We start from the raw sequence: 17,189 nt of genomic DNA, 5'->3' as shown, positions 1-17,189 counted from the left end.
TACAGAGAAATTCGATCCCCTGTAGGAGCTGCCGAAGGCTGCGATCTTTTACTTGTCCATCACCAGAATCAATCTTCCTGTTCACCCCGCCCTCCCCACGTCTAGACTCGGCCCATTCCAAAAAAGGTAGGCCGCCATGTCCGAGACGTTGCTCAGTTCCCGCAATCTGGCTTTCGAGCTGTACGAAGTCCTCGATGCCGAAGGCCTGACCCGGCGCGAGCGTTTCGCCGAGCACAATCGTGAGACCTTCGATGCCGCCCTGGGCACCGCTCGCAGCATTGCCGAAAAATTCTTCGCGCCGCACAACCGTAAGGGCGACGAGAACGAACCCCGTTACGAGGACGGCCAGGCGATTCTGATCCCGGAAGTGAAACCCGCAGTGGACGCTTTTCTCGAAGCCGGTTTCCTCAATGCCGCGCGCAGTTTCGAAGCCGGTGGCATGCAATTGCCCACGCTGTTGTCCCAGGCCTGCTTCGCACACTTCCAGTCGGCAAACGCGGCGTCCACCTCTTACCCGTTCCTGACCATGGGCGCAGCCAACCTGATCGAAAGCTTCGGCACCGACGAGCAAAAGCGGCGTTTTCTGCAGCCGATGATCGACGGCCGTTTCTTCGGCACCATGGCATTGACCGAACCCCATGCCGGTTCCTCGCTGTCGGATATTCGCACCCGCGCCGAACCTGCATCCGATGGCACTTACCGGCTCAAGGGCAACAAGATTTTCATTTCCGGCGGCGATCACCCGCTGTCGGAAAACATCGTGCACATGGTGCTGGCCAAACTGCCGGACGCGCCGGCCGGGGTGAAGGGTATTTCGCTGTTCATTGTCCCCAAATTCCTGGTCAACGACGACGGCAGCCTGGGCAAGCGCAACGATGTATTGCTGGCCGGTCTGTTCCATAAGATGGGCTGGCGCGGCACTACGTCCACGGCGCTGAACTTCGGCGATAACGGCGACTGCGTGGGTTTTCTGGTGGGCAAACCGCACCACGGCCTGAGCTACATGTTCCAGATGATGAACGAAGCGCGGATCGGCGTCGGCATGGGCGCCGTCATGCTCGGCTACGCCGGCTATCTGTACTCGCTGGAATACGCGCGCGAGCGGCCACAGGGCCGGGTGCCCGACAGCAAGGATCCCAATACCGCACCCGTGGCGATCATCCAGCACGCCGACGTCAAGCGCATGTTGCTGACGCAGAAGGCGTATGTGGAAGGCTCTTTCGACCTCGGCCTGTACGCGGCGCGGTTGTTCGATGACACCACCACGCTTGAGACTGAAAGCGAGCGCAAGCTGGCGCATGAACTGCTGGACCTGCTGACGCCAATCGTCAAATCCTGGCCGTCGGAGTTTTGCCTCAAGGCCAATGAACTGGCGATCCAGATCCTCGGCGGTCACGGTTACACCCGCGAATACCCGGTAGAGCAGTACTACCGCGATAACCGTTTGAATCCGATCCACGAAGGCACTCATGGTATTCAGTCGCTGGATCTACTGGGGCGCAAGCTGGCGCAGAACGGTGGGTCCGGGCTCAAGCAACTGATCCGCCTGATCGCCAACACGGCCGAGCGAGCTCAGGCTTACGAGTCGTTAACGCCGTTGCGTGAACCGCTGGAGAAGCTGGTGGCGCGCCTGCAAACCGTGACCATTGGCCTGCTGACCGACCTGGGTCAAGGCAAGGTCAACAGCAGCCTGGCCAACTCTGCCCTGTACTTGAAAGTGTTCGGGCACACGGTGATCGGCTGGCGCTGGCTGGAGCAGGCGATTCGCGCCGAAGAAGGCTTGGCCAGGGGCAATGCAGCGGATGTCAGCTTCTATAAAGGCAAGCTGCAGGCGGCGCGGTACTTCCTCACCTGGGAAGTGCCGGGCTGCCACCATGAGCTGGCGATTCTTGAGGCCCGGGATGATGTGTGCCTTGGGATGCAGGATGAGTGGTTTTAACCAAAGCCTAAAGTAGTGCTGCTCAAATCCAATCGCGGGCAAGCCCGCTCCCACGGGATCTGTGTGTTGAACACCCTCTCCGTGAACAACACAGATTCCTGTGGGAGCGGGCTTGCCCGCGATGGCGTCGACCCAGTCACCGCCTTAATCAGCTCAGCTTGAAACTGCCCATCTGCCGCGCCAGATCATCCGCCAACCGCTGCAACGTCTGGCAATCCTCACGGCAAGCCCTGACCTCCCCCGCTGTCGCCCGCGCCAGGTCGGAAATTCCCTGTACGTTGCGGTTGATCTCCTCAGTGACTGCCGACTGCTCTTCGGTCGCCGTCGCTACCTGATGGTTCATGTCGCTGATCCGTTCGACCTGACCAGTAATCGCGGTCAACGACGCCCCCGTCCGCTGGCTTGACTCAACGCCGGTACCGGTGGCCGCCTGTCCGGAATGCATCGAAGACACCGCATTCTCCGCGCCTTGCTTCAGGCTGCCGATCATCTGCTGGATCTCATCGGTGGACGTCTGCGTGCGTCGGGCCAACGTGCGCACCTCATCCGCCACCACCGCAAACCCTCGCCCCATATCGCCAGCGCGAGCCGCTTCAATCGCAGCATTGAGCGCCAACAGGTTAGTTTGCTCGGAAATCCCGCGAATCACCGCCAACACCTGATCGATAGACCCTACCTGATGCGCCAGCTCACCCACAGCTGCCGCGGCGAGGCCAATTTCGTCGGACATGCTCTCGATATGACGAATGGACCCGCCCACCACTTCCCGCGCCTGCATCGCCTCGTCCCGTGCACTTTGCGACGCGACGGCAGCGTTACCGGCGTTCTGCGCGATTTCCTGTACGGTCAGGCCCATCTCATGCACGGCAGTGGCGACCATGTCGGTCATTTCCTGCTGGCGGCCGGAACGCTCGGCGGTATTGTCCACGACCCTGGCAACCTGACCTACAGCTGTGCGCAGGCGCTCGCTGGTCGTCAGCACCTCGCCGATCATGTCGCGCTGGCTGTCCAGGAAGCGATTGAAGCCCCGCGCCAGATCACCGAGCTCATCGGCCCGGCTGGAGTCCAGACGTTGAGTCAAATCTCCACCACCGCTACCGATGGCAACCAGCGCCGCTGTTACCTGACGAATCGGCCGCACCAGGCCACGGGCCAGCAATACCACCAACAGCAGGCATACCAGGGCGACGGCAAGGCCAATGCCGCCACTCATCCACATGGCACGCCGGGCTTCAGCGTAGATCTGCGACTGCGGCACTTCGGCCACCAGTGTCCAGCCCAAATCCCTCAAGGGCAGGCTCAGTGCCAGAAAATCTTCGTCTTCGCGCATGAAGTTAGTGCTGGTGGCAGTTGTTTGACCCATGACGGACCGGGCGGCGGCCTCACCCATCTGCTCGGACAGTGTGCGTTTGCCACTGAACCGAGCTTCGGGATGAACCTGGATCAAGCCGTCGGAACGCACCAGGTAGACCTTGCCGCGCTCACCAAAGCTGTAGTTGTGGATCAGCTCGGAAAGCTCCTTCATGCTCAGGCCAAGCCCTGCAACGCCCACGACCTTACCGGCCTGCTCGACCTTGAGGTCGATGAACAGCGCCAACTCTCCTGTCGCGGTGTCATTGTCGATATTGAGCGTGCGCGGCTGCTCGCTGTCCAGAAATGAGTAGAACCAGGCGTCCTTGGGGTTGGCACGGCTGAGCGTGCGGTCCAGGCCCTTCTCGGTGTAGTAATGGCTGGACCCGGTGCCCACTATCAATGCAGTGAAGGCCTTGTGCTCGGCGCGAATACCTTCCAGGTAGCTGACAAAACCCGGCGCCTGGGCACTGTTTTCGCCCCCGGCCAGCCAGTCGCGCACCATGCTGTTGCTGGCGATGTCCTTGGCGGCAGTGAGCGGTTGAACAAGGATGCGTTCGATGTCGTTGCGCATCGCTTCGATGCTGGACGGCAGCGCCTGTTCGACCAGATAACTCTGGGCCAGACGATTGACCACGAGGGTATAAATGCCAACCACGATCAGCACGCTGACCAGCAGGGCGGTACCCATGCTCAGGATCAGTTGCCATTGAATACTGCGACGCCAGAACTGCATGGAGCACCCCCAAAGAATAAGAGGCTGGAACACTGCAACAGCCGTGCCGATTGTATACAAGACAATCGACAATTTATTCTTTGGTTGTGCGCAAAGCCGATCAGGCTTGATTGATGGTCTTGGCGATCACTTCAACCGTGGCGCTGACTTGCTCTTGATAACGGTCGAGTTCGAGCTGGTGTTGCTTGCGCATCTCGATCTGCTGAGAGCACAGGTTCATCGCCGCCAGCACGAGCAGCCGGTCACCGATCAGCGTCGGGTACCTCTTCTTCGTGTCAGCCAGTGCAGCCTTCAACATCATGGCGGCGTCCAGCAGGGTTTGCTCCTCCCCGGCCGGCGCCCTGATCGAATAGTCCTCCCCCAGGATGGAGACGACTTTTACCCCGGCGGCACCCTGACTCATGCGCTGACAGGGCCGGCGCTGACACGCTCGACCAAGGCCTGGATACGCGCTGCGGTAGCGCCGTGTTTCTCTTCCTGTTCCATCAGGTTCAGTTGCAGGTTTTCGTTTTCATCTTTGGCCTGGGCCAATTCTGCGCTCAGGGTCTGGTTCGTGGCGAGCAACGCCTGGTTCTGTTGTACCAGGTCGCTGACCAGCTGTTCCAATTGGCTAAGGGAGGCTTCCAACATTTTGATTTTCCAAGCATTTTCAAAGGGCGCGTACGATAAAGAAAAGTCACCACGGATGCCAGGGTTATTCAGGCGCAAGGCCTTGATTTTCCTGGCGGGCGACCCTTCTCGCGAGCTTTAAAGACTGTGATTGGCGGATCTGGTTCCTGCACTTCGTCGATAACCCTTGTTGCAGGCACGAGCTTGCTCGCAACGAACGAAAGACCACCGCATATCCCTCGATGCTCGCGTCATCGTTCACGACCATCGCGAGCGAGCTCCTACAGTGAGTGTGCTGTGGATGCGACAAATACGCACAGGCACTCAAGACTTCAGTCTGATGACCGATAAGCCCTCCATACGACAGTCTCAGCGCCGCATGGATGCGCCTTTTCCGGTACACACCATGTCTCTTCGTAATATGAATATCGCTCCGCGGGCCTTCCTCGGTTTTGCCCTGATTGGCGGTTTGATGCTGGTTCTGGGGGTGTTTGCCTTGAACCAGATGAGCAAGATCCGCGCGGCGGGCGAAGACATCGCCTCCGCCAGCGTGCCTAGCGTGAAAAGCCTCGACGAGTTCACGCAATTGACGCTGCGCCTGCGGGTCCTGTCCTACCGCTTGCTGACCAACCGCGAACCCGACGTGCAGCAGAAAACCTATGAGCTGTTCGAGCTGCGTCATCAGCAGATCCGCGCGGCGCAGAAAGTCTATGAACCGCTGATCGACGGGCCGGTCGAGCGGGCAGCCTACGACCAGTACCTGCAACTGCTGGGGCAATACCGTCAGCTTGAGGAGCAGATGAAGAGCCTGTCGCGCAACAATCAGGTCGAAGACCTGCGCAAAATGCTCAACACCGAATTGCTGGCCAATTCCGAGGCGGTCAACACGGCACTCGCCAGGTTGCTGGAGATCAATACCCAGCAGATCGCTGAAACGAGCCACGAAGCTGCCGAGCAGTATTCCTCAGCATTCAACCTGGTTGTCGGGCTGCTGGTCCTGGCCTCAGGCCTGACGCTGCTGTTCGCCTGGTTGTTGACCAACAGCATTACCAAGCCGATCGCCAATGCCCTGCAGGCTGCCGAAGCCATCGCCGAGGGCAACCTGACTCGCCCGATCACCGTCGATGGCGAAGATGAAGCCGGCCGCCTGTTGCTGGCCATGTCGAAGATGCAGGAAAAACTGCGCGACACGTTGCAGCGAATTTCCGGTTCGGCGACTCAACTGGCCTCCGCCGCTGAAGAGCTCAACAGCGTCACCGATGAAAGCGCCCGCGGCCTGACCCAGCAGAACAACGAAATCGAACAGGCCGCCACTGCGGTGAACGAAATGACCAGCGCCGTTGAAGAAGTTGCACGCAACGCGGTCAGCACCTCCGAAGCGTCGAAAAACGCCACCACCTCTGCCGGCGACGGCCGCGACCTGGTTCAGGAAACCGTCAGCGCCATTGAACGCATGAGCGCCGACGTGCAGAGCACCGCAAGCCTGATCGGCGACCTGGCCAACGAGTCCAGGGATATCGGCAAAGTCCTGGATGTGATTCGTGGGCTGGCTGACCAGACCAACCTGCTGGCGCTGAACGCCGCGATCGAAGCGGCCCGCGCCGGTGAGGCCGGTCGCGGTTTTGCCGTGGTGGCGGACGAAGTTCGTGCACTGGCCCATCGTACGCAGCAATCGACCAGCGAAATCGAACGCATGATCGGCAGCATCCAGAGCGGTACCGAGCATGCGGTGAATTCGATGCGCAACAGCACCGAGCGTGCCGAATCGACCCTGAACATTGCCCGCGGAGCCGGACTGTCGCTGGACACGATCAACAATGCCATTGTCGAGATCAACGAGCGCAACCTGGTGATCGCCAGCGCGGCGGAAGAACAGGCGCAGGTGGCGCGGGAAGTGGATCGCAACCTGGTGAACATCCGGGACCTGTCGGTGCAGTCGGCAACCGGGGCGAGCCAGACCAGCGCGGCCAGTAATGAGCTATCGCGCCTGGCGGTTGATCTCAATGGAATGGTGGGACGCTTCCACCTTTAACACGCCAAGGCAGTCCCCCGTGGGAGCTGGCTTCCCAGCTCCCACGGGGGACTGCGCCAAGGCGGATTCAGCTGTTGGGCATTGATCCGCAAAAGCTTTTTGACAGCATCACATTTCAACAGGTTAGAATCGCTGGCACGCAGACTGCATGGTCAGTTTGTGCCCGCCTTTCAGCTTTCCTGGAGTACTGCCTTTGAATGCGACGACCATCAACAGCCTGTTCTTGATCGGCGCGTTGCTGGTAGGTGCGAGCATTCTGGTGAGTTCACTTTCGTCGCGCCTGGGCATCCCTATCCTGGTGATCATCCTGGCGGTGGGCATGGCGGCCGGGGTCGACGGCGGCGGTATCATTTTCGATAACTACCCCACAGCCTATCTGGTCGGCAACCTGGCACTGGCCGTCATCTTGCTCGACGGTGGCCTGCGAACAAGGGTGTCCAGTTTCCGCGTGGCCTTGTGGCCAGCACTGTCCCTGGCCACGGTCGGGGTGCTGATCACCACTGGCTTGACCGGCATGGCGGCCGCCTGGCTGTTCGACCTGAACATGATCCAGGGCTTGCTGATCGGCGCCATCGTCGGCTCCACCGATGCGGCGGCGGTGTTCTCGCTGCTGGGCGGCAAGGGCCTGAACGAGCGGGTCAGCGCCAGCCTCGAGATCGAATCCGGCAGCAACGACCCGATGGCGGTGTTCCTCACCGTCACCCTCATCGACATGCTTGCCAGCGGCGAGACCGGGCTGCACTGGAACCTGCTGGGGCATCTGGTGCGCGAGTTCGGCATCGGCGGCGTCATTGGCCTGGGTGGCGGCTGGGTCATGTTGCAGCTGGTCAACCGAATCAACCTGGCCAACGGCCTGTACCCGATCCTGGTGATCGCTGGCGGGCTTGCGGTGTTCGCGCTGACCAACGCGCTGCACGGCAGCGGCTTCCTCGCGGTGTACCTGTGTGGCCTGGTGATCGGCAACCGTCCGGTGCGCAGCCGTCACGGTATCCTGCACATGCTCGACGGCATGGCGTGGCTGGCGCAGATCGGGATGTTCCTGGTGCTCGGCCTGCTGGTAACGCCACACGACTTGCTGCCGATCGCCTTGCCCGCCCTGGGCCTGGCGCTGTGGATGATCCTGTTTGCACGGCCGCTGTCGGTGATGGTTGGCCTGCTGCCATTCAAGGCCTTCCACGGCCGCGAAAAAGCCTTTATCTCCTGGGTGGGGCTGCGCGGCGCGGTGCCGATCATCCTGGCGGTGTTCCCGCTGATGGCCGGCCTGCCCAACGCCCAGCTCTACTTCAACCTCGCATTCTTTATCGTACTGGTGTCGCTGCTGGTGCAGGGCACGAGCCTGCCCTGGGTGGCGAAGTTGCTCAAGGTCACCGTTCCGCCTGAGCCGTTGCCGATTTCCAGGGCCGCGCTGGAAGTGCATGTGACCAGCGAATGGGAGCTGTTCGTTTATCGCCTTGGGGCCGAGAAATGGTGCATCGGCTCGCCCCTTCGCGAGTTGAAAATGCCCGAAGGCACGCGCATTGCGGCCCTGTTTCGTGGCCAGCAGCTGCTCCATCCGTCGGGTAGTACGGTGCTGGAAGTCGATGATTTGCTCTGTGTTATCGGCCACGAACACAACCTCCCGGCGCTTGGAAAACTCTTCAGCCAGGCCCCGCAACGGGGGCTGGATTTGCGCTTTTTCGGCGACTTCGTACTCGAAGGAGATGCCCAGCTGGCTGCGGTTGCGGCCCTGTACGGGTTGAAGGTCGAAGGCATCGATCCGGACATGTCCCTGGGCCGCTTCATCGCGCAGAAAGTTGGTGGCGCGCCAGTAGTGGGTGACCAGGTGGAGTGGAACAACACCATCTGGACCGTCGCGGTCATGGACGGGAACAAGATTGGCAAAGTCGGCGTCAGATTCCCCGAAGGAAGTCGCCCGGGTCCGGGACTCTTCCTCTAAACTCCACACTTCGCCAGCTTTCGATCGGTCTCTATGTCAACCCTGCGCACCTATTTCTTCATGGCCCTGCTGGGCTTGAGCCTCTCTGTCGGTACGCTGCAAGCCGCCGAACCGCCCACCAGCGAAGCCGTGCAGGCGAGCCTGGACAAGATTGCCGACCGCAAGCTGCCGGAAGCCGATCAGAAGGCCCTGCAGAGCATCCTGCAAAACACCCTCACCCAGCTGGGTAATCAGCGCGATTACGAGCAGAAACTGGCAGCGCTCAAGCAGCAGCTGGCTACCGCGCCCAAGCAGAACATAGAAAACCAGCGCGAACTGGTGCGCCTCAAGGGCACCAAGGTCCTGCCGGTGGAGCAGCGCTTCGCCAACCTGTCGATCCAGCAGCTGGAGCAAATGCTCACCGAGCGATCTACCCAACAGAGCGATCTGCAAAAAGCCCTCGCCGATGCCAACAGCCTGGTCATCACCGCCCAGACCCGGCCCGAGCGTGCCCAGGCAGAAATCTCCGCCAGCCAGACCCGCATCCAGCAGATCAACAACATCCTCAAGGCCGGCAAGGACGCGGGTAAAACCCTGAGCGGCGAACAGCGCGACCAGCTCAACGCCGAACTTGCGGCACTCAACGCGCTGATCCCCCTGCGTCGCCAGGAATTGGCGGGCAACAGCCAGTTGCAGGACCTGGGTAACAGCCAGCATGACTTGCTTACCGAGAAATCGGATCGCCTGGATCAGGAAATCCAGGAGCTGCAGAACCTGATCAACCAGAAGCGCCTGGCACAGTCCCAGGAGACGGTGACGCAACAGTCCATCGAGGCACAAAAAGCCGGGGGCAGCAGTTTGCTGGCCACGGAAAGCTCGATCAACCTGAAGCTGTCCGACTACCTGCTCAAAACCACCGACCGTCTCAACATCGTCACCCAACAGAACCTGCAGACCAAACAGCAACTCGACAGCGTCACCCAGAGCGACTCGGCCCTGGACGAGCAGATCAACGTGCTCAAGGGAAGCCTGCTGCTGTCAAAAATCCTCTACAAGCAGAAACAGGCCTTGCCGCGGCTCAAGCTGGACCGCGATCTGGCGGACCAGATCGCCGACATCCGTCTGTATCAGTTTGATGTCAGCCAGCAACGGGAGCTGCTGAGCAACCCGACCATCTATGTCGACAACCTGCTGTCCACCCAACAGCCGGAACAGGTTACCCCGCAGTTGCGCAAGAGCCTGCTGGAACTGGCCAATACCCGGGCGGACCTGCTGGAGCGGCTGAACCGCGAACTGAGCGCCGTACTCAACGAATCCATTACCCTGCAACTCAACCAGAAACAACTGCTGAGTACCGCGCAAAACCTGCGCGCCACCCTCGACGAGCAGATGTTCTGGATCCCAAGCAACAAGCCACTGGACTTCGAGTGGATGCACGGCGTGCCGGAGCGCCTGCAGCGTCAGGTCACCACCCTGCCGTGGGCTTCGAGCCTGAGCGAACTGTCCGACGGGCTGACCCAGCGACCATTGCTGTTCCTGCCCCTGGCATTGCTGATCGGCGCACTGCTGTGGCGCCGCAAGAGCCTGTATGCCCGCTTGAACAAGGTTCACCAGGACATCGGCCACTTCAAGCGTGACAGCCAGTGGCACACGCCGCAGGCTATTTTGATCAACATCCTGCTGGCGATGCCGGTGTCACTGGGCCTGGCCCTTTGCGGCCTGGCGCTGCAGATCGACGCCCGCGGGCAGAACGCCAATATGGGCGCGGCGCTGTTGCAGATGGCGCAAGCCTGGCTGGTGTTCTACACCGCCTACCGCATATTGGCCCCGGGTGGCGTGGCGGAACTGCATTTCCGCTGGGAGAAGCCACAGGTCGAGTTCCTGCAGGGCTGGGTGCGTCGACTCGGTTTGGTCGTGATGGCCCTGGTTGCCGTGGTGGCGGTCGCCGAGCTGCAACCGGCGGCGCTGGCCGATGATGTGCTGGGCATGCCGGTGGTGCTGACCTGTTATGCGCTGATGGCCTGGTTGCTCAGCCGCCTGCTGATCAGCAGCCCGACTCACCAGAATGCCTCGCTGTTCCGCAAGGCCGTGGGCATCCTGTTTACCGCGCTGCCCATCGCGCTGTTCGTCGCGGTGTGCTTTGGCTATTACTACACGGCGCTCAAACTCAGTGATCGGCTGATCAACACGTTGTACCTGCTGATGTTCTGGCTGGTCATTGAAGCTACGTTCGTGCGCGGCCTCAGCGTTGCCGCCCGACGCCTGGCCTATCAGCGCGCACTGGCCAAGCGCCAGGCCGCCAAGGAAGCGGGTGATGGCGAAGCGGTGATCGAAGAGCCGACCCTGGACATCGAGAAGGTCAACGAACAGTCGCTGCGCCTGATCCGCCTGGCGTTGCTGGGCGGGTTCATGGCAGCGCTGTACTGGGTCTGGTCGGACCTGATCACCGTGTTCTCGTATCTGGACAACATTACCCTCTACGAATACACCAGCGGCACCGGCGCCAACATGAGCATGGTGCCGATCAGCATCGGCGACATGCTCGGCGCACTGATCATCATCGGTATTACCTTCGCCCTCGCTCGCAACTTGCCGGGGCTGCTCGAAGTGCTGGTGTTGTCCAAGCTGAACCTGGCGCAGGGCAGTGCCTACGCCACCACCACGCTGTTGTCCTATGTGATTGCAGGCGTCGGTTTCGTCTCGACCCTGTCGACCCTTGGGGTGAGCTGGGACAAATTGCAATGGCTGGTGGCAGCGCTATCGGTCGGCCTGGGTTTTGGTATGCAGGAGATCTTCGCCAACTTCATCTCCGGCATCATGATCCTGTTCGAACGTCCCGTGCGGATTGGCGACACCATCACCATCGGCAACCTGTCGGGTACGGTGAGCAAGATCCGCATCCGCGCCACCACCATCACCGACTTCGACCGCAAGGACATCATCGTCCCGAACAAGACGTTCATTACCGGCCAACTGATCAACTGGTCCCTGACGGACACCATCACCCGGGTGACGCTCAAGCTTGGCGTCGACTACGGTTCGGACCTGGACCTGGTCAAAGAGCTGCTGCTCAAGGCTGCCCGGGAAAACCCGCGGGTCCTGAAGGATCCCGAACCCCATGTGTACTTCCTCAACTTCGGCGAGAGCACCCTCGACCATGAGTTGCGCATGCATGTGCGTGACCTTGGCGACCGCAACCCGGTGCTCGACGAGGTCAACCGCTTCATCAATCGCGAGTTCAAGAAACAGCACATCAACATTTCGTTCCGGCAGATGGAGGTCTACCTCAAGAACCTCCACGGCCAGGAATACAAGATGGTGCCGATTGAACCGGAAGCCAAAACCATTGTGCCGCTGGTCGATGGCAAACCACCACAGGAACCGCCTGCCGCCAAGCTCGACTAACCCGCCTATCCCTAGCAGAATGCTCGGACATTCTGCTGGAGATGGCCGGTGAAAGCCCTCGACGAACTGACCTTCGATAATCGCTTCGCCCGCTTGGGCGACGCGTTTTCTGCCCATGTGTTGCCCGAGCCGATCGACAATCCACGCCTCGTGGTGGTCAGCCCTTCTGCCATGGCGCTGCTCGACCTCGACCCGGCCGTAGCTCAGACCCGGGAGTTTGCCGAGCTGTTCAGCGGCCACAAGCTCTGGGCCGACGCAGTGCCCAGGGCGATGGTGTACTCCGGCCATCAGTTCGGCTCCTACAACCCCCAGCTGGGCGACGGTCGCGGTCTATTGCTCGGCGAGGTCTATAACCAGGCCGGCGAGCACTGGGACCTGCACCTCAAGGGCGCCGGCCAGACGCCGTTTTCGCGCATGGGTGATGGTCGCGCAGTGCTGCGTTCCTCGATCCGCGAATTCCTCGCCTCGGAAGCCCTGCACGCCCTGAACATTCCCACGACCCGCGCGTTGTGCGTGATCGGCTCGGACACCCCGGTCTGGCGCGAAAAGCAGGAACGCGCGGCCATGGTCCTGCGCCTGTCACCCAGCCACATCCGCTTCGGGCATTTCGAGTATTTCTACTACACCAAGCGTCCCGAACAGCAGGACGAGCTCGGCCAGCATGTACTCTCCATGCACTTTCCCGAATGCCTGGAACAGCCCGAACCCTACCTGGCGATGTTTCGCGAGATCGTCGAACGCAATGCCGAGCTGATCGCCAAGTGGCAAGCCTACGGCTTCTGCCATGGGGTGATGAACACCGATAACATGTCGATCCTGGGCATCACCTTCGACTTCGGGCCTTTCGCATTCCTGGATGACTTCGATGCCAACTTCATCTGTAACCACTCCGATGATCAGGGCCGTTATTCCTTCAGCAATCAGGTGCCGATCGGCCAGTGGAACCTCAGCGCGCTGGCCCAGGCGCTGACGCCGTTCATCAGCGTCGAGGCCCTGCGAGAAACCCTCGGCCTGTACCTGCCGCTGTACCAGGCCCATTACCTGGACCTGATGCGCCGCCGGCTCGGCCTGACTACCGCCGAGGACGATGACCAGAAACTGCTCGAACACCTGCTGCAACTGATGCAGAACAGCGCGGTCGACTACACCCTGTTCTTTCGCCGCCTCGGCGATGAATCACCGGAGCTGGCCGTCGCCCGATTGCGCGATGACTTTGTCGACATCAAGGGCTTCGATGCCTGGGCCGAGCTGTATGTTGCGCGGGTTGCTCGCGAAGGCACGGTCGATCAGGAACAACGCCGCCAACGGATGCATGCGGTGAACCCGCTGTATATCCTGCGCAACTACCTGGCACAGAAAGCCATCGATGCTGCCGAGAGCGGGGACTATTCAGAAGTCCGCCGACTGCATGCGGTGCTGAGCAATCCATTCGAGCAGCAGCCAGGGATGGAGGCCTACGCCGAACGGCCGCCAGAGTGGGGCAAGCATCTGGAGATCAGTTGTTCTTCGTGATGGTTGTCAGATAAACGTTTCGATCGACACCCCGAAGCGTTCAGCCAGCCAGCGGACCTGCCGCAGGTTGAGCTGACGCTTGCCGCTCAGGATTTCCGACACGACCGACTGCGCTCCCACACCCGCACGTTCGCTCTGACTCAGGCCGTGCTCGCGCATCAAATAAGTCTTCTGCGGTTTGAATCAGCCTGGTTTCACCGAAATACGCTGCACGATTGAAAACAGGAGTAAACGTCTCCAAATCAGTCAAATCGGCTTCTTATCAGGATCCTTGCTCATGACCGAACCACTGCTCATCCCCTGCCCCCATTGCAACGGGCTCAATCGGATCCCGGCCGGGCGCCTGGCTGATCAGCCGAAATGCGGTCGCTGCAAAGCGCCAGTGTTGTTGAAGAGCCCTTTTGAACTCAAGCAAGGAGATTACGCCAGCCAGATCAAGGGTGATTTGCCATTGTTGGTAGACGTCTGGGCCGACTGGTGTGGCCCGTGCAAGTCATTTGCGCCGGTGTTCGAACAGGCGGCCGCGCAACTGGCAGGCAAATGCCGGCTGGCCAAGCTGGACAGCGAGGCCAACCAGCAGTTGTCGGCTCAACTGGGGATTCGCTCGATTCCCAGCTTGATTCTGTTCAAGAACGGGCGGGAAGTGGCGCGCCAGAGCGGGGCGTTTGCGTTGCCACAGTTGATGAGCTGGTTGCGTAGCCAGGGGATCTGACCACCGCCTAAAAGATCGCAGCCTTCGGCAGCTCCTAAAGAATCATGGTCCATCTCGGACCCTGCAGGAGCTGCCGAGGCTGCGATCTTTTGATCTTCAGGCGTTTTCCAGCAGGTTATGCAGCTCCACAAACTGCCGGGTCAACTTGTGCCGTGGGTCCAGATGAATCAGCGGCGTATTGGCCTGGTGCGACTCACGCATCCGCACCGACGTGCCCAGGTATACCGGCAGCACCGGCAACCCTTCAGCGATCAGCTCGTCAAGAATTTGCTGGGGCAGGCTCGCGCGGGCCTGGAACTGGTTGACCACAATGCCTTCTACTTCCAGGCCCTCGTTGTGGTCTTCCTTCAACTCTTCGATCTCCGCCAATAACCCATAAAGCGCCTGACGCGAGAAGCTGTCGCAATCGAAGGGTATTAGCACGCGATCGGCGGCAATCAGCGCCGATACCGCATAGAAGTTAAGAGCCGGGGGCGTGTCCAGGTAGATCCTGTCGTAATCCTCGGATAACTCGTCCAGCAGTTTGCGCAGCTTGTTGATCTTGTGTTTTGCCTCGAGCTTGGGCTGCAAGTCCGCCAATTCTGCGGTGGCGGTAATGACATGGAGGTTATCGAAGGGTGTTTCGTAGATATCGACCTGGTTTTTCTTGGAAAACGGCCCGGAGGACAGGGTTTGCTTGAAAAAATCGGCAATCCCCATCGGGATGTCATTGCCGGTAAGTCCGGTCAGGTATTGAGTGGAGTTGGCTTGGGCATCGAGATCCACCAATAGGGTGCGATAGCCCTCGCTGGCGCTGACCGCCGCCAGATTGCAGGCAATGCTGGATTTGCCTACGCCACCTTTTTGATTAAACACCACGCGCCGCATGTCGAAACCTCCGTGTATCAAAGAATGACCGAGTGTAGTGGTCCCAAGCGTCGCTTCGCTACCTCGTTGGGAATTGGACTACAGGGTCATGCGAAAACTCTGAATAAAAAAGGGCCAAGATCAGACAGGATGATCGGATTGAGCCGACATACACGCTGGTCCCGATATGGATAATGCCAAATGATATTTACCGAGGAACCAGCCGGTCCATTTTCCTTGAGCAAAATGTAACCAGCATTTGCTACACGCTGGCTGCACCGGGATAATGCGCGCCACCTGGCGCTTGACGCCGCGCCATGCTTGTCGCTGGTTCCGTGACTCACCGCGTCAAAAAAGCCCTCAGGGCGGGATGAATGTCTGTGATCAATTTCAACATCGCCCAATGGCGCGCATGGGCCCCTGGGCTCGAAAGCGTGGACGATTGGCAGGCTTGGAGTCGCCAACCGGTGGTCCTGCAGGCCAGCGATGCAGCCCCGGACGTCTCATTTCTGCCCGCCATGCAGCGACGCCGGCTCAGCCGCCTGGCGCGCATGGCCTTCAGTGTCGGCTGGCCGCTGGCCGATGGTCGCAAAGACCTGCCGCTGGTCTTTGTTTCCCGCCATGGTGAAACACCGCGCACGTTCGACATCCTTAGCGACCTGGCCGCCGATCAGCCGCTGTCACCGACCCAGTTCAGCCTGTCCGTGCACAACGCGATCATTGGACTGTGGTCGATCATGCGCGCAGAGACCAGCGAGATGACCGCCCTGGCTGCTGCCGGCGACGGGCTTGAACACGGCATGCTGGAAGCCGTGGCGTTGATCGGCGAAGGCGCGCCGGCCGTGTTGCTGGTGATCACCGAAGAACAGCCGCCGCAGGCCTACTCGCGGTGGATCGACGACGTGCCGTTCCCTTATGCACTGGGCCTTCTGATCACACCCGGCAACGATTGGCAGCTGTCCCTGAACAGCGCTACGGATACAGTGTCAAACGCTCACTGGCCCCATGCCCTGAATCTCTTGCATACCCTGCTCGGCCAGCAGACTACCTGCCAACATGCGTGGAAAAATCGTGTATGGACCTGGCAACGCAACCTTTGACCGAAAAGAGCCGCGACGCCTATTACTGGCGACTGCTGGCGACCGCCGCAAGCTTCGCCCTGTTCGGGCTGGGCGGGCTGTGCCTGCGTCTGGTGATTTTCCCCGTGCTCAACTGCCTGCCCGGGGATCCGCAGACCCACCGCCTGCGTGCGCGGCGAACCGTAAGTCGCTGCTTCTGGTTTTTTGTGCGGTTCATGGCTCGGGCCGGCGTGTTGACCTACGATATCCAGGGCGCCGAAAAACTCGGCAGGCCGGGGCAAATGATTATTGCCAACCACCCGTCGCTGATCGATGTGGTGTTCCTGATTGGGCTGGTGCGCCACACCAACTGCGTGGTCAAGCAAAGCCTGTGGGAAAACCCTTTCACTCGCGGCCCTCTGCGCAGCACCGAATACATCAGCAACGACGGCAGCATGGACATGCTCGACGCCGCCGCCGACGCGTTGAAAAGCGGCCAGACGCTGATCATCTTCCCCGAAGGCACCCGCACCCAGCCCGGCCAATCGCCGGCCTTTCATCGGGGCGCCGCTTCCATTGCCCTGCGCGGTGCGAAAATCCTCACCCCGGTCACCATCAAGGTCAATCCCAGCACCTTGACCAAAGCCGAACCCTGGTATCGCATCCCCAAACGCCGTGTGCACTTCAGTTTCCATGTCGGGGCCGATATAGACCCACAGGCCTTTGCCGCCTGCGGCCCTGCACCGCAAGCCTCGCGCAAGCTGAACGATTACTTGCATTCCTACTACATCAAGGAGCTCGCCGAAGATGAGCGATCTACACCGTGAAATCAAACAACTGATCATCGACGCCCTGGGCCTTGAAGACATCAGCGCGCAAGACATCGGCGACGACCAGACCCTGTTCGGCGAAGGCCTGGGTCTGGATTCGGTCGATGCACTGGAGCTCGGCCTGGCCATCCAGAAAAAATACGGCATCAAGATCGACGCCGACGCCAAAGACACACGCAATCATTTCAGCAATGTGGCGAGCCTTGCGGCGTTCGTTACTGCAAAACAGGCAGCTTGAGACCGGA

13 protein-coding genes and 1 pseudogene are annotated in these 17,189 nt (G+C 60.4%); 9 read left to right on the top strand and 5 right to left on the bottom strand.

Features of this window, described 5'->3' with window-relative positions:
• The first annotated feature begins 136 nt into the window (after positions 1 to 136).
• Positions 137 to 1,939 carry an acyl-CoA dehydrogenase gene (locus EQV97_RS16575; RefSeq protein WP_240889278.1) on the top strand — a complete coding sequence of 601 codons (1,803 nt, stop codon included), beginning with the start codon at positions 137 to 139 and terminating at the stop codon, positions 1,937 to 1,939.
• A gap of 148 nt (positions 1,940 to 2,087) precedes the next feature.
• Here EQV97_RS16575 and EQV97_RS16570 read toward each other — a convergent pair whose 3' ends face one another.
• From EQV97_RS16570 to EQV97_RS16560, 3 genes are all read right to left on the bottom strand, one after another.
• A complete protein-coding gene (locus tag EQV97_RS16570; RefSeq protein ID WP_240889277.1) occupies positions 2,088 to 4,025 on the bottom strand; it encodes a methyl-accepting chemotaxis protein in 1,938 nt (645 codons plus the stop codon).
• Positions 4,026 to 4,125: 100 nt separating this feature from the next.
• Positions 4,126 to 4,428, bottom strand: a complete 303-nt coding sequence (locus tag EQV97_RS16565; RefSeq protein WP_045061902.1) for a cell division protein ZapA — start codon at positions 4,426 to 4,428, stop codon at positions 4,126 to 4,128.
• The gene (locus tag EQV97_RS16560; protein WP_045061903.1) at positions 4,425 to 4,655 is read right to left on the bottom strand and encodes a hypothetical protein; all 231 of its coding nucleotides are present in this window, start codon (positions 4,653 to 4,655) and stop codon (positions 4,425 to 4,427) included. The genes EQV97_RS16565 and EQV97_RS16560 overlap by 4 nt, the downstream gene beginning before the upstream one ends.
• Before the next feature lie 385 nt (positions 4,656 to 5,040).
• Between EQV97_RS16560 and EQV97_RS16555 the strand changes: the two genes are divergently transcribed.
• From EQV97_RS16555 to selO, 4 genes are all read left to right on the top strand, one after another.
• Positions 5,041 to 6,666 carry a methyl-accepting chemotaxis protein gene (locus EQV97_RS16555; RefSeq protein WP_240889276.1) on the top strand — a complete coding sequence of 542 codons (1,626 nt, stop codon included), beginning with the start codon at positions 5,041 to 5,043 and terminating at the stop codon, positions 6,664 to 6,666.
• 193 nt (positions 6,667 to 6,859) lie between these two features.
• Complete coding sequence (locus EQV97_RS16550; protein WP_122841513.1) at positions 6,860 to 8,602, top strand: potassium/proton antiporter; 1,743 nt, start codon at positions 6,860 to 6,862, stop codon at positions 8,600 to 8,602.
• Positions 8,603 to 8,635: 33 nt separating this feature from the next.
• Positions 8,636 to 11,986, top strand: coding sequence for a mechanosensitive channel MscK (gene mscK, locus EQV97_RS16545; protein WP_122841512.1), 3,351 nt, complete (start codon positions 8,636 to 8,638; stop codon positions 11,984 to 11,986).
• Between the two features lie 48 nt (positions 11,987 to 12,034).
• Positions 12,035 to 13,498 (top strand): protein adenylyltransferase SelO, encoded by a 1,464-nt coding sequence (selO, locus tag EQV97_RS16540; RefSeq protein ID WP_225569318.1) that lies wholly within the window; start codon positions 12,035 to 12,037, stop codon positions 13,496 to 13,498.
• A 6-nt stretch (positions 13,499 to 13,504) separates the two neighbouring features.
• Here the strand turns inward: selO and EQV97_RS16535 are convergent.
• A pseudogene (locus tag EQV97_RS16535) lies at positions 13,505 to 13,663 on the bottom strand (helix-turn-helix domain-containing protein); the annotation flags it as partial.
• A gap of 112 nt (positions 13,664 to 13,775) precedes the next feature.
• Between EQV97_RS16535 and trxC the strand changes: the two are divergent.
• Positions 13,776 to 14,210 carry a thioredoxin TrxC gene (trxC, locus tag EQV97_RS16530; RefSeq protein ID WP_201149616.1) on the top strand — a complete coding sequence of 145 codons (435 nt, stop codon included), beginning with the start codon at positions 13,776 to 13,778 and terminating at the stop codon, positions 14,208 to 14,210.
• A 96-nt stretch (positions 14,211 to 14,306) separates the two neighbouring features.
• Here trxC and EQV97_RS16525 read toward each other — a convergent pair whose 3' ends face one another.
• Complete coding sequence (locus EQV97_RS16525; RefSeq protein ID WP_122841509.1) at positions 14,307 to 15,077, bottom strand: ParA family protein; 771 nt, start codon at positions 15,075 to 15,077, stop codon at positions 14,307 to 14,309.
• A gap of 353 nt (positions 15,078 to 15,430) precedes the next feature.
• Between EQV97_RS16525 and EQV97_RS16520 the strand changes: the two genes are divergently transcribed.
• From EQV97_RS16520 to EQV97_RS16510, 3 genes are read left to right on the top strand one after another with little or no spacing between them, the layout of a single operon-like run.
• Entirely contained in the window at positions 15,431 to 16,156 is a 726-nt protein-coding gene (locus tag EQV97_RS16520) for a beta-ketoacyl synthase chain length factor (RefSeq protein ID WP_122841508.1), read from the top strand.
• Complete coding sequence (locus tag EQV97_RS16515) at positions 16,132 to 16,941, top strand: lysophospholipid acyltransferase family protein (protein ID WP_225569316.1); 810 nt, start codon at positions 16,132 to 16,134, stop codon at positions 16,939 to 16,941. Before EQV97_RS16520 ends, EQV97_RS16515 begins: the two co-directional genes overlap by 25 nt.
• Entirely contained in the window at positions 16,922 to 17,182 is a 261-nt protein-coding gene (locus EQV97_RS16510) for a phosphopantetheine-binding protein (protein ID WP_122841506.1), read from the top strand. The genes EQV97_RS16515 and EQV97_RS16510 overlap by 20 nt, the downstream gene beginning before the upstream one ends.
• Positions 17,183 to 17,189: the final 7 nt, after the last annotated feature.

The sequence above is a fragment of the Pseudomonas sp. TMW22090 genome (assembly GCF_022496665.1).
GTDB lineage: Bacteria > Pseudomonadota > Gammaproteobacteria > Pseudomonadales > Pseudomonadaceae > Aquipseudomonas > Aquipseudomonas gregormendelii.
This window is presented reverse-complemented; position numbering and strand designations above follow the sequence as displayed.